This window comes from Kitasatospora sp. NPDC004745 (assembly GCF_042873275.1).
Taxonomy (GTDB): domain Bacteria; phylum Actinomycetota; class Actinomycetes; order Streptomycetales; family Streptomycetaceae; genus Kitasatospora.
In genome coordinates this window covers 61659-74303 of sequence record NZ_JBIALK010000037.1, presented here as the reverse complement: position 1 = coordinate 74303, position 12645 = coordinate 61659, and the positions used below count along the sequence as shown (strand labels likewise).

The 12645-nt window shown below is 76.1% G+C and carries 10 protein-coding genes; 9 read left to right on the top strand and 1 reads right to left on the bottom strand.

Annotation, left to right across the window (positions count from 1 at the left end; translation table 11 throughout):
• The first annotated feature begins 258 nt into the window (after nt 1–258).
• The 9 genes from ACFYUY_RS36735 to ACFYUY_RS36695 all read left to right on the top strand — a co-directional run bounded on the left by ACFYUY_RS36735 (nt 259) and on the right by ACFYUY_RS36695 (nt 11622).
• Nucleotides 259–1668 (top strand): histidine kinase, encoded by a 1410-nt coding sequence (locus ACFYUY_RS36735; RefSeq protein WP_360214489.1) that lies wholly within the window; start codon nt 259–261, stop codon nt 1666–1668.
• Entirely contained in the window at nt 1620–2285 is a 666-nt protein-coding gene (locus tag ACFYUY_RS36730; protein ID WP_360214487.1) for a response regulator transcription factor, read from the top strand. The genes ACFYUY_RS36735 and ACFYUY_RS36730 overlap by 49 nt, the downstream gene beginning before the upstream one ends.
• A 192-nt stretch (nt 2286–2477) precedes the next feature.
• A complete protein-coding gene (locus ACFYUY_RS36725) occupies nt 2478–4067 on the top strand; it encodes a DUF2637 domain-containing protein (RefSeq protein ID WP_387907404.1) in 1590 nt (529 codons plus the stop codon).
• Between the two features lie 147 nt (nt 4068–4214).
• Complete coding sequence (locus ACFYUY_RS36720; RefSeq protein ID WP_360214483.1) at nt 4215–5504, top strand: DUF6986 family protein; 1290 nt, start codon at nt 4215–4217, stop codon at nt 5502–5504.
• Nucleotides 5505–5597: 93 nt separating this feature from the next.
• Complete coding sequence (locus tag ACFYUY_RS36715; RefSeq protein ID WP_360214481.1) at nt 5598–6254, top strand: YigZ family protein; 657 nt, start codon at nt 5598–5600, stop codon at nt 6252–6254.
• Nucleotides 6255–6406: 152 nt separating this feature from the next.
• Nucleotides 6407–6802 (top strand): cupin domain-containing protein, encoded by a 396-nt coding sequence (locus tag ACFYUY_RS36710; RefSeq protein ID WP_360214479.1) that lies wholly within the window; start codon nt 6407–6409, stop codon nt 6800–6802.
• 155 nt (nt 6803–6957) lie between these two features.
• Nucleotides 6958–8823: a hypothetical protein gene (locus ACFYUY_RS36705; RefSeq protein WP_387907401.1), complete on the top strand. Its 1866-nt coding sequence runs from the start codon at nt 6958–6960 to the stop codon at nt 8821–8823.
• Nucleotides 8824–8936: 113 nt separating this feature from the next.
• Entirely contained in the window at nt 8937–10583 is a 1647-nt protein-coding gene (locus ACFYUY_RS36700) for a restriction endonuclease (RefSeq protein ID WP_360214475.1), read from the top strand.
• Nucleotides 10584–10893: 310 nt separating this feature from the next.
• Nucleotides 10894–11622, top strand: a complete 729-nt coding sequence (locus ACFYUY_RS36695) for a ZIP family metal transporter (RefSeq protein ID WP_360214495.1) — start codon at nt 10894–10896, stop codon at nt 11620–11622.
• Between the two features lie 94 nt (nt 11623–11716).
• Here the strand turns inward: ACFYUY_RS36695 and ACFYUY_RS36690 are convergent, their stop codons facing one another.
• Nucleotides 11717–12637, bottom strand: a complete 921-nt coding sequence (locus ACFYUY_RS36690) for a LysR family transcriptional regulator (protein ID WP_360214473.1) — start codon at nt 12635–12637, stop codon at nt 11717–11719.
• Between the last annotated feature and the right edge of the window lie 8 nt (nt 12638–12645).

Here is a 12645-nt window from a genome sequence, read left to right as displayed (position 1 = left end):
CGATGGTACTGCAGGGGGGACCCTGTGGGAGAGTAGGACGCCGCCGAACAATCATTCACGAAGAACCCCCGCCGGGATATCCGGCGGGGGTTCTTCGCGTTTCCCGGACGTTTCCCGGGCAAGGCGCGACGTCCGGGTGACGCCCCGGCCGGGTGGTGCTAGGACCACCCCGGATTCGGGGTGGCACGGCCAGTGCCCCGCACGGCCGGTTCGTGAACACTGAAGGAGGACGATCGAGACCGGCATCAGGAGCTTTCCGTGGCAACAGCGAGTCGAACGAGCGGCACGACGGTGCGCGCCCAGATCGAGGACGCCCTCGCGGCGGGTGGCCAGGGCCTGGCTCGGCTGGCCCTCCTGGTGGTGGCCGCGGTACCGGGCGTGCTGCTGCCGATCGCGTCCGCCGTGGTGTCGGGCGCCGTGGTGGCTTCGGCGCTGCGGAACTACTACCCGGGGGTCCTCGTGGGGCTCGTGGCGGCGGCGATCGCCGGCTCCGTGGTGGCGGGGCAGTTCATCCGTCGCACCGCCGGCCGTACGCGCCGTCAGCTGGAGCGCTGGTACGGCGTCCGGATCCCGGTCGGGTACGAGCCGATGCCGGTGCTGGAGCCGGACGAGCGCGGCCACTGGTGGACGGGCTACTCGTACCACCGCTCGCGGATGGTCGCGAAGTACGCGCAGCTGCTGCACTGGGGCGCCCGGGACCGGACGACCCGCGGGGAGGTGGCCTGGCTGGTCGTGAGCCCGGTCCTGGTGGTCGCGCTGGCCGGCCCGGTGGCGGCGCTGGTGCTGGGGGGTGCGGTCTACGCCCTGGCGTCCCCGCTGTCCGCGGACTCGTTCGGGCCGGTGCCGGGGCGGCTGGTGTCGGTCGTGCTCAGCACCGCGCTGGGGCTCGGGCTGGCCGCGCTGGGCGTGGCCGCGGCGCCGTTCGCGGTCCGCGGGTACGCCGAGGTGGCGCGCCGCGTGCTGGACCAGGACGGCCGGGCGACGAACGCCCAGCTGACCAGGCGGGTGGCCGAGCTGACCGAGACCCGGGCGGACGCGGTGGGCAGCCAGGCGGCCGAGCTGCGGCGGATCGAGCGGGACCTGCACGACGGGGCGCAGGCCCGGCTGGTGGCGATCGGGATGACCCTGGGCACCATCGAGCACCTGATGGACACCGACCCGGCGTCGGCCCGGGAGCTGCTCTCCGAGGCGCGGCAGTCGTCGGCGCGGGCGCTGCAGGAGCTGCGGGACCTCGTCCGCGGCATCCACCCGCCGGTGCTGGCCGAGCGCGGTCTCGGCGACGCGGTGCGGGCGCTGGCACTGGACAGCGCCCTGCCGACCGAGGTGTGCGTGAGCCTGCCGGACCGTCCGCCCGCGCCCGTGGAGGCGGCCGTCTACTTCAGCATCTGCGAGTTGATGGCGAACGCGGCCAAGCACTCGGGGGCCGAGCAGGTGTGGGTGGACATCCTCTACCGGGCCGGCTCGCTGCGGGTCACGGTGACGGACGACGGGGTGGGCGTGGCGGATCCGTCGAGGGGGACGGGGTTGCGCGGGATCGAGCGGCGATTGGGTACCTTCGACGGTGTCCTCGCCATCGACAGCACGTCGGGCGGTCCGACCACCATCACCTTGGAGCTGCCGTGCGAGTTGTCCTCGCCGAGGACCTCTACCTCCTTCGCGAAGGCCTGATCCGGCTGCTGGAAGCACACGGCTTCACCATCGCCGCGGCGGTGGAGACCGGTCCCGAGCTGTTGGACGCGTTGCTGACCCACCGGCCGGACGTGGCCGTGGTCGACGTCCGGCTGCCCCCGACGCTCACCGACGAGGGCCTGCAGGCCGCGCTCAGGGCGCGCAAGGAGATCCAGGGCCTGCCGGTGCTGGTGCTGTCGCAGCACGTCCAGCAGCTGTACGCACGGGAGTTGCTGGCCGACGGCACGGGCGGCATCGGCTACCTGCTGAAGGACCGGGTGTTCAACGCCGAGCAGTTCATCGACGCGGTCCGCCGGGTGGCCGCGGGCGGAACGGCGATGGACCCGGACGTGATCGCGAAGTTGATGCAGACCACCTCGCGCCGGCCCGGCCCGCTGCTGCGGTTGTCGCCGCGCGAGCGCGAGGTCCTGGAACTGATGGCCGAGGGCTGTTCCAACTCGGCGATCGCCGCCCGGCTGGCGGTGAGTGACGGCGCGGTGGCCAAGCACATCGCCAACATCTTCACCAAGCTCGAACTCGCCCCGGCCGAGGACGCCAACCGCCGGGTGCTGGCGGTGCTGACCTACCTCAACGGTACGGCGGCGCCCCAGGGCTGACGGCCCGCCCGGCCCCTGCGGGCGGGCCGCGACGGTGACACTCCGGCCAGCGGAAACGCTGAAACAGGTGTACGAGTAAACTCCGGTGGGCCGAGCCCGGAGGTCGCTCAGCCGTCCGGCGCCCCGACACGCGGGAATCGGCAGCCGAGGCAGCGTACGGCAGCAGCCGACATCCAGGGGTTGATAGACGTAATGGCACGCCCAACGCTCACCAAGGCCCACCGCGGCCTGCTCGGCCTGGTCGCGGCCGGGGCCTGCATCATCTCGGGCATCGGTTTCGCGGGGTCGTACAACGCGGTGCGCGAGCTGGCCGTGGAGAAAGGCTTCGGCGCCTTCTCCTACGCCTTCCCGATAGGCGTCGACGCGGGCATCGTGGTGCTCCTCGCGCTCGACCTGGTGCTGACCTGGCTGCGGATCCCCTTCCCGATGCTGCGGCAGACCGCCTGGCTGCTGACCGTCGCCACCATCGCGTTCAACGCGGCCGCCTCCTGGGGCGACCCGCTGGGCATGGGCATGCACGCCGTCATCCCGGTGCTCTTCGTGGTCGTCGTCGAGGCGTCCCGGCACGCGGTGGGCCGGATCGCCGCGATCACCGCCGACCGGCACATGGACTCGGTCCGGGTGATGCGCTGGGTGCTCTCCCCGGTGCCGACCTTCCGGCTCTGGCGGCGGATGAAGCTCTGGGAGCTGCGCTCCTACGACGAGGTCGTCCGGCTGGAGCAGAACCGCCTCGTCTACCGGGCCCAGCTGCGCTTCCGGTACGGGCGCGGCTGGCGGCGCGCGGCGCCGATCCAAGCCCTGCTGCCGCTCAAGCTCGCCAAGTACGGCGTGCCGCTGGACCCGGGTCTGTTCGACCGGCTGGACGAGGAGGCGCGCGAGCGCGAGGCGCAGGAGGCCCGGGCGGAGCAGGAGGCCCTGGAGGTCCGGCAGCAGGAGAGCCGTGCCGCGGCGGCCATCGCCCCGGCCGGGGCCGCCCCCGCGGCAGCCGGCACGCCGGTCGAGGCCGGCGCGGTGCCCGTCGCGGCGGTCGCCGCTGCCCGTCCGCAGCAGGTCCGACAGCCGGAGCAGGGCCAGCAGGCCCAGCAGCAACCGCAGCAGCAGTCCCAGCAGGCCCCGCAGGCCCCGCAGGAGCCGCAGCCCGAGCCGGTCCCGGCCGCCGCCGCGCCGCTGTCCGCCGAGGTGGCCGCGCCGATGCTGGCCAAGCTGGCCGCGGTCCGGCTGCGCGCCGCGCACGAGCCGGAGGAGGCCGTCGCGGAGGCCCCGCAGCCGCCCCGCGAGGAGCTGAACGTCTGGACCGAGCGCCCGGTGCGCACCACGGGCCACCCGGCCGACGCCGCGCCCGGCGGCCGGGTGCCCGGCCAGGCCTCGCCGTGGTTCAAGCCGCCGCGCCCGGTCGCCGAGGAGCAGGCCCCGGGGCAGGAGGGCACCCAGCAGGCCGGCGTGCAGGACGCGCCGCCGGCCGTCGAGCCGCAGCCCCGGCCGTCCGCGCCGGTCGGACGCTCGGCGGCGGAGGAGTCCGGGAGGCCCGAGCGGTCCGCCCCCGAGGAGGAGCCGGCTCCGCGGTCGGCGCCCTCCCGGCTGGACCCGGAGCTGGCCTACGAGGCCCTGGTCAGCTACCTGGACACGTACGGGGACCAGCCCGACCCGCAGCGCCTCGCCGAGTGGCTGACCAAGGAGTACGGCGTCAGCGGCAACCGCCCGGACGGTTCGGTCCACCCCAAGGACGTCGCCGAGCTCTACCCGCAGCTGCGCACCCGCTACGCCGCCGCCGGGAGGGACTGACCGGGGCCCGACCGGCGGGGCCGCCCCTCCCGCGGCCGGTGCGCCCGGCGCGTCCACCGCTCGGTCGGCCATTGACGCCCGTCCCGGCCGGAGCTACCTTCACCTCAACAAATTGTTGAAGTGCTGGTTCGGCGTGGAGGAGTACGGATGTCGCAGCTCGAGGTCGACGGTGGCGGACCGGCGGGCGGGGCCTCCTTCTCCGACACCGCCCGCGCCGCCGTGGAGGCGCTGCTCGCCCCGGTCGACGCCGACCTGGCCCGCCGCTACCCCGGCGACTCCGGGACCAGGCAGCCCGTGCACACGGTCTACGTCCCCGCCGACGCCTTCGCCGCCGACACCGTCCGGGAGTGGGGCCGCCAGGCCCTGGAGGCCTTCGACACCCACGCCGGCACCCCGGCCGAGCTGGCCCGCGCTCTCGGCGTGGCCGACGACGAGCTGCTCGCCGACGTCCACGCCCGGGTCCGCGCCAAGCTCGAGCGCGAGCCGATCGAGGACCTGCGGATCGACTTCGAGGACGGCTACGGGCCCCGCCCGGACGCCGAGGAGGACGCCGCCGCCGTCCGCGCCGCCGAACTGGTCTCCGCCGCGGTGGCCGAGGGCACCGCGCCGCCGTACATCGGGATCCGGATCAAGTGCATGGAAGCGGCCGTCCGCGCCCGCGGCATCCGCACCCTGGAGCTGTTCCTGGCCACCCTGCTGGCCGGCGGCGGCCTGCCGGACGGCCTGGTCCTCACCCTGCCCAAGGTGACCTACGCCGAGCAGGTCACCGCGCTGGTCCGGCTGCTGGAGGACTTCGAGCACCGCGCCGGGCTCCCCGCGGGCCGGATCGGCTTCGAGATCCAGATCGAGACCACCCAGGCCATCCTGGGCCCGGACGGCCGGGCCACCGTGGCCCGGATGATCGAGGCCGCCGAGGGCCGGGCCACCGGCCTGCACTACGGCACCTTCGACTACAGCGCCTCCTGCGGCGTCAGCGCGGCCCACCAGAGCATGGACCACCCGGTCGCCGACCACGCCAAGGCCGTCATGCAGGTGGCCGCGGCCGGCACCGGGGTCCGGCTCTCCGACGGCTCGACCAACGTCGTCCCGACCGGCTCCACCGCACAGGTGCACGCCGCCTGGAAGCTCCACCACGACCTGGTCCGCCGCTCGCTGGCCCGCGCCTACTACCAGGGCTGGGACATGCACCCGGCGCACCTGCCCACCCGCTACGTCGCCGTGTACTCCTTCTACCGCGAGGGCCTGGCGGCCGCCGCCGCCCGGCTGGCCGCCTACGTCGCCAAGGCTGGCGGCGACGTCATGGACGAGCCGGCCACCGCCCGGGCGCTCAGCGGCTACGTGCTGCGCGGCCTGGACTGCGGCGCCGTCGACCCGGCCGAGGTCACCGCCCTGACCGGCCTGGACCGCGCGCAGCTGGACGCCCTGGCCGGTCGCTGACCGCAGGACAGGCCATAGGCTGGCGGTGCCGCCCCCCGGGGACCAGGGGTGCGGGCCGCCAGCCGTCGTCGTTCCCGGGAGAAGCACCGCACCATGTCCGCCACGCCGGAACCGGCCGCCAGGACGTACCTCACCATCCGGCGGGCCGGCAGCCACGAGACCGAGATCAAGAAGTCCCGCTTCATCTGCCACCTCGCCCGGGTCACGGACGAGGAGGAGGCGCAGGCCTTCATCGCCGGGGTGCGGAAGCAGTACTGGGACGCGCGGCACAACTGCACCGCCTTCGTGGTCGGCGACGAGCAGCGCCGCGAGCGCTCCAGCGACGACGGCGAGCCCGGCGGCACCGCGGGCGTGCCGATGCTGGAGGTGCTGCGCCGGCGCGGCCTGACCGACACGGTCGCGGTGGTGACCAGGTACTTCGGGGGCGTCAAGCTCGGCGCGGGCGGCCTGGTGCGGGCCTACGGGAACGCGGTGTCGGCGGCCGTGGACGAGGTGGGGCTGCTGGAGCGGCGGCCGGTCGCCCTGCTCGCGGTGACGGTCGACCACGTGCGGGCCGGGCGGGTGGAGAACGACCTGCGGGCGGCCGGGTACGCGGTGAACGACCTCGCCTACGAGTCGGCCGGGGTGCGGATCGAGGTCGGCGTCCCGGAGCCGGAGGTCCAGGCCTTCCACACCTGGCTGGCCGGGGCGACCGGCGGGACCGCGCTCGCCGTCCCGGCCGGCCGGACGTACGTCGAGGTGCCGGTCTAGGCCCTGGCCGGCGCCGTCCGACGGAGCACCGTCGTGCCCGGGGCGGCCGCCGCTTTTCGGACACAGATCCGGCCGGATCGGGGCCGGCCGTTCCTGCGCCCGGACGGGCCTGCCTAGCCTGATCCGGTCGTCGACCAGGAAGCCGGCCCGAGATGCCCCTCGTCCAGACCATCACGCTGCAGCCGGGGGCCGGCACCGGCTGGCACTACCACCCGGGCCGGGTGGTCGTGGTGGTGCTGTCCGGGACGCTCACCCGGACCCTGCACGACGGCCGGGTCGAGGTCAGCCGGGCCGGGGACTCCCTGGTCGAGGAGGCCGGGCCGGTCCACGTCCACGAGGGGCGCAACCTCGGGGCCGAACCCGTGGTACTGATCGCCGAGTACGCCGCACCGGACGGCCTCCCGCTGGCCGTGCCGGTCGAGGAACCCGTCTGGTGCCGCGGCGGGGCCCGCTCCGGCGAGGCCGGAGCCGCGGGGGCCGGGGCGGTCCCGGGCGCCGTCGACCGCCGTCCACGGGCCGGCCGGGACAGCGCGCCACGCGGCACGTGACTTGAGCAGATTCACTCGAACGGATTGACGTGGCCCGGAGTTGGAACTTCCGCTCCGGGCCGTGGCGTTTCCTGGGCAAGGATCCGGCCGAACCGGACGAATAACCCCATCGATGGAGGACACCAGACCCCACCCCGCACCACGGAGGTATGCGCATGACCTCAGACCGCTTCCCGTCGCCCGCCGGCGCCGACCTACCCGGCCCCGCGACGCCCTACCGGATGACCGTCACCACCACCCTCCCGCACACCGAGGCCGTCGCCCTGGCCGACGAGCAGCTCGCGGCCTGGTTGAAACGCGAGGGCTGCGACGAGCCCCCGGCCGTCCCCCTCCTCCCCGTCCCCCTCCTCCCCGTCCCCGTCCCCGCCGCACCCGCCCCGCAGGGCTCCGCCGGAACGCCGCCGCCCGCCCCGGCCCCCGTCGCCGAGCGCCTCCGGCTGGGGGACCGCGTCCTGCTCGACCGCGACCACGGCCCGCTGCGCGGCGGCCCGGCCACCGGCCGCTACGACCGCCGCCGGCTGCGCACCCCGGCCCCGCACGGCACCCGCCAGCTCACCCTGACCGTCGCCACCCGCACCGGCGGGCCGACCTGGGTCCGGCTGGACGCCGAGACGCACAGCACCGGCAGCGGCGTGCGGACGCCGTGCCGGGTGCCGGTGCCCGAGCTCGCCCGCACCCTGCTGCCGCTGCTCGACGCCACCGACGGCCACGCCGCCGTCCAGGCCGGCCCCCGGGTGCTCACCGCCGGCGAGGTCGACGGCCTGATCGACGAGCTGTGCGACCCTGAGCGCCGACTGCCCGTCGTGCTCGCCAGCGTCCCGGTGAACCTCCCGCTCGACCGCTGGGTCGAGGACGTCGTCCGTCCGCTCTGCCACCAGATCCCCGGCCTCGCCACCGCCTACGTGCTGGACCCGGGCGCCCGCACCGCCTTCAACGTCGCGCTGGAGTACCACACCGTGTACGGCGGTGCCGTGCGCACCTACCTGCCCGAGGTCGACCCGGCCTCCCGCCACGACGGCGCCCGGCACCCGGTGCTGGCCCGCGGCCGAATAGAGCAGGACGTCCGCCGCGCGGCCGGGCTGCTGGCCCGCGAGCCGCGCCGGCTCGCCGCCGACCTGCCGCTGCCGCCGGAGCTGGCGGCCGTCCCGGTGCTGCGCGTGCCCCCGGCGCGTCCGGCCGCCGACCGGGCCGACCGGGCCGAGCAGCGGGCCGCGGACCGGGCCGCCGCCGTCGCCGAGCTGGCCGCGCTGGCCCGGGAGGAACAGCAGGACCGTGCCGAGCAGCAGGCCAGGGCCGACGAGCTGGAGCGGGTCCGGCACACGCTGAGCCAGGAGAGGCGGGAGGGCCGGGACACGGGCCGGGACCGCCCCGAGCTCCGCGAACGCCACGACGGCCCGCTCACCCCGGTCGGGCGCGACGCCCGGCCGCGGGTCGGCTCCCGGGCCCTGACCGGGCGCCACTGCACCGCCCAGGGCGCCGCCGGGCACAACGCCTCAGGGCGCCCCGCGAAGCGGCCGTCCGGTCGGCCGGGCAAGCCCGAGACCTTCACCGAACTCATGGCCAGGCTCGGCGAGTTCCCGTTGCTCAGCTTCACCGGGGACCAGAAGAACGCGCTCGCCCTGGACGGCCTCCAGTGCGCCGGCGCGGGCTGGGCCCGGCTCGCCTGGGACGGCCTGACCGCCCTCCAGGAGTACGCCGAGGCGGCGGTGCGCGGTGCGGCCGGCGGCGACTTCAAGCAGTGGTGCGAGCACACCCCCGAGGGCTGCCACCACTTCCCGCCCCGCAAGGCGGTGCGCGGGGAGTCCCGGACGGTGTTCAGCCACACCAAGTGGAAGCGCGAACGGATGCTGCCGGTGCCGGAGTGCGTGGACGCCTCCCGCCGCGCGTTCATGGGCGCCCACCTGCGGATCGGCGGCGGCCGCACCGCGCCCCGGCTGCACTACCTCGACGACTGCTCCGGCAGTGGCCGGATCTATGTCGGCTACATCGGCCTGCACCTGACCAACACCCGGACCAACTGAGAGGCTTGGCTGACCACCGCGCCCGTTCGGTGGACAATGTCCGGCAGGGGCGGGGCCTCAGGGCCGCCGGCCGCCCCGGGCAGCGCCGGACGAGCATGGGGGAACGACGACCGATGCAGTACTCAGCAGACGGCCAGCCCGACGGCACCGCCACCGTCCAGTTCCCCCGACCGGGCTTCCTCGCCTCGGTCTTCCGCGACCTCAACGCCGACCAGGAACCGGACCGGGCGGGCGCCGCGCCCGGTCCGGCCGGGCCCGGTGGGCCCGGTGACGACCCCTCCGGTGACGGCGCCTCCGATCCCGACTCCGTCGCGGCCCACGCCCGGGCCGCGGCCCTGACCCACCACCGCACCGTCACCGTCCAGGCGGAGCACGACCGGCTGGCGGACCTGCTCCGCCGCGCCGCGCTGCCCGTCTCCGCGATGGACTTCGAGAGCCAGCTGCGCCACTACGAACCCCGCCCCTACGCGGCCGACGGGCCCGAGCCCGGCGGTGACGCCGAACCCCGCTGGGCGGACTTCGCCCCCGCGGAACCGCCCGCCGCCGACCCGGACGCCCCTCCGACCCGCCGGCTGCTCGACTCCGGCTACCAGCGCGAACTGGCCGGGGCCCGGCTGGCCCACCAGCGCGCCCTGCGCGAGTGGCGCACCCGCCGGGCCGAGGCCGGCAACCCCGCCGCCGACGAGCCCCGGCGCGTCCACGAGGCCGCCGAGGAGGCCCGCGCCCGCGCCGTCCGCGAGTACAACGAGAGCCTGGAGGAGTGCCGCCGGGCCTACCGGCTGGCCGAACCGGCTGCCGTGGAGTCGCTGCTGGAACGGGCGCTCGCCGCCGCCGAGACCGCCACCCAGGACCTGCCGGCCCCCTGCCGGGCGGTGTTCCGCCCGCTCACCCGCACCGCAGTGCTCGACCTCGACCTGCCGCCGCTCGACCTGGTGCCCTCGCTCACCGGCTACCGGCTCGCCCCGGACGGCGACGTCCTGCCCGTCCCGCGCCCGCCCGCGGACCGGGCCACCGACTACCTGCGGCTGGTCGCCCGGCTCGCGCTGCGCGCCCTGCAGGCCGCCGACGCCGTCGACACCGACGAGATACTCGCGGGCGTGGTCCTCAACGGCTGGCTGCGCGAGCCCGCGGAGGCCGAGCCGTTCTGCCTGGTCAGCGTGGACGCCGACCGCGACGCGCTGGCCCGCACCCGGCTGCTGCCGCCGGCCACCCCGTACGAGGAGCGCGACGACGAGGGCGTGTACGCCGACTCCGAACAGGACGAGGCCCTGGTCCGGCTGCGCCAGCTCGGCGCCGCCGTCACCCCCGACCCGTACGGGCGGGTCGGCGTCCAGCCGGCCGCGCAGGCCGGGGCCACCGTGCCGGCCGCGCCCGACCTGTCCGCCAACGAGTTCGCCCAGCTGGTCCGGGACCTGCTCACCCGCGGCGGGATCGCCGAGTGGAGCGTGCGGCTGCGCGGCCCGGCCGGACTGGTCGCCACCGGTGAGGGCGCGCCCGGCAGCGCGCTGCCCGGCCGCTGGGTGGTCTGGGCCTCCCGGGGCACCGAGCCGGTCACCGCGGCGGAGGTCGCCACCCTCGCCGACGCCGTCCGGGAGGAGTCCGCCGAGCGCGGCCTGCGGCTGACCACCGGCGGCTTCACCGACGAGGCCCTGGACCTCACCGCCGAGGAGGGCCACCGGCACATCCACCTGGTCGACGGCGACGGCGTCCGCGAGCTCGCCCGCACCCACCTCGGCCTGCCGCTGGCCGTCGGCCGCTGACCGCACCCGCGGCGTCTCCCGGCGCCTCGCCGGCTCACCCCGACGGACCGCCCGGCGGGCGCGCGCCCACCCCCGGACCGAGGCTGGGGGACGGGCCCCGCCCGGGCAGCGGCACCCCGGGCGATCACCGTCGAACGGCCGTCGGGTACGGTCGGCGGTCGGCCCGGCCACGGGCGGACCCCGGGGGGAGAGGAATGGGCAGAGCGCTCGGCAGACCACAGGGCGGCACCCGCCGCCGCCCGCACCACGGGCAGACCCGCCCGGAGGCGGTGCGGTGACCGCCGTCCTGGTCGCCGCCGGGGCGTTCCTGATGACCCTGATCGGCGGTTTCGTCGCCCAGCGCACCGGCGACCGCCGCCACCTCGTGCTCGGCTTCGCCGCCGGCCTCATGCTCGGCGTGGTCGCCTTCGACCTGCTGCCCGAGGCGATCCACCAGGCGCCGGCCGAGGTGCACGGGGTGCCGCAGGCGCTGCTGATGTTCGCGGCCGGCTTCCTCACCATCCACGTGGTCGAACGCGCCGTCGCGATCCACCGGGGCCACGAGGGCGAGTACGCCGAGCACACCCACGGCCACCAGCACGTGCACACCCACACCGCCGGGCACCAGGGCGTCGGACTGACCGCGGCCCTGGCCCTGGTCGGCCACAGCGTGATGGACGGCTTCGCGATCGGCGCCGCGTTCCAGGCCGGCACCACGGTCGGCACGGTCGTCGCCATCGCCGTCGTCGCGCACGACTTCGCCGACGGCTTCAACACCTACACGATCACCCGGCTCTACGGGAACAACCGGCGGCGGGCGCTGACCCTGCTCGCCGCCGACGCCCTGGCCCCGGTGACCGGCGCCGCGATCACCCTCGCCTTCACCATCCCGGAGCACCTGCTCGGCCTCTACCTCGGGTTCTTCTCCGGCTTCCTGCTCTACCTGGCCACCTCCGACATCCTCCCGGAGGCCCACAGCCCGCACCCCTCGCGCAGCACCCTGCTGTGCACCGTCGCCGGGGTGGGGTTCATGTGGCTGGTGATCGGGCTCGCCAAGTAGGTCCGCCGGCCGGGCCGCCGGCCGAGCCCGGCTCCGGGAACGGCCCCGGCCCCGGCTCCGGGAACGGCCCCGGCCCTGTGCGGCCCGGACGCGGTCAGCCCGCGTCCGCCGGGAGGTCCAGCACCGACGAGCGCTCCCGCATGGCCGCGAGCGCCGCCGTGATCGCCGGCCGCCGGGAGGCCTGGGCCCGCCACAGCGCGTACACCCGGCGGGCCGGCCCCGGCACCACCGGGCGGGCCACCACCCCGGGCGGCAGCGCGCCCCGCCCCAGCCGCGGCACCAGGGCCGTCCCCAGACCGGCCGCGACCAGCGCGATCTGCGTCTCGAACTCGCCGGCCCGGTGGCGCACGTCCGGCTCCTCCCCGACCTCGCGCAGGGTGCGCACCAGCCAGTCGTGGCAGATGTTGCCCGGCGGCACGCTGATCCAGCGCCGCCCGGGCAGCCGCCGCACCGGCACCTCGTCGAGGCCGGCCAGCTCGTCGTCGGCGGGCAGCAGCAGGTCCACCGGGTCCGTCCCGAGGTCCAGCCGGGACAGGCCCTCCTGCACCGGCAGCGGGACGGTCGGCCAGTCCTGCACCAGCGCCAGGTCCACCTCGCCGCGCGCCACCAGCTCGGCCGCCGGGTACGGGTCGCACTCGAGCAGCCGCACGTCCAGCTCCGGGCAGCTCCGCCGCAGGTCCGCCAGCACCCCGGGCATGAGACCGCGGGCACCAGTGGCGAACGCGGCCACCAGCAGCCGGCCGACCGCCCGGCCGCGCTGCTCCTCCAGCCGTACCTCGGCCCGTTCCACCAGCCCCAGCACCGTCCGCGCGGTGGCGGCCAGCTCCTGCGCCGCGTCGGTCAGCACCACGCCCCGGCCCTGCCGTTCCAGCAGCACCGTCCGGGTCTCCCGCTCCAGCTTGGCGATCTGCTGCGAGACCGCCGAGGGCGTGAAGCCGAGCGCGGCCGCCGCCCCGCCGACCGAGCCGTGCACCGCCACCGCGTGCAGCGCCCGCAGGCGCCCCAGATCCATCATGCAGCGAT

Coding starts and splice junctions, on each gene's coding strand:
- ACFYUY_RS36700 (WP_360214475.1), top strand. CDS start 8,937: ATGCAGTACTCAGCAGACGGCCAGCCCGACGGCACCGCCACCGTCCAG.
- ACFYUY_RS36695 (WP_360214495.1), top strand. CDS start 10,894: ATGACCCTGATCGGCGGTTTCGTCGCCCAGCGCACCGGCGACCGCCGC.
- ACFYUY_RS36710 (WP_360214479.1), top strand. CDS start 6,407: ATGCCCCTCGTCCAGACCATCACGCTGCAGCCGGGGGCCGGCACCGGC.
- ACFYUY_RS36705 (WP_387907401.1), top strand. CDS start 6,958: ATGACCTCAGACCGCTTCCCGTCGCCCGCCGGCGCCGACCTACCCGGC.
- ACFYUY_RS36715 (WP_360214481.1), top strand. CDS start 5,598: ATGTCCGCCACGCCGGAACCGGCCGCCAGGACGTACCTCACCATCCGG.
- ACFYUY_RS36720 (WP_360214483.1), top strand. CDS start 4,215: ATGTCGCAGCTCGAGGTCGACGGTGGCGGACCGGCGGGCGGGGCCTCC.
- ACFYUY_RS36725 (WP_387907404.1), top strand. CDS start 2,478: ATGGCACGCCCAACGCTCACCAAGGCCCACCGCGGCCTGCTCGGCCTG.
- ACFYUY_RS36690 (WP_360214473.1), bottom strand. CDS start 12,637: ATGATGGATCTGGGGCGCCTGCGGGCGCTGCACGCGGTGGCGGTGCAC.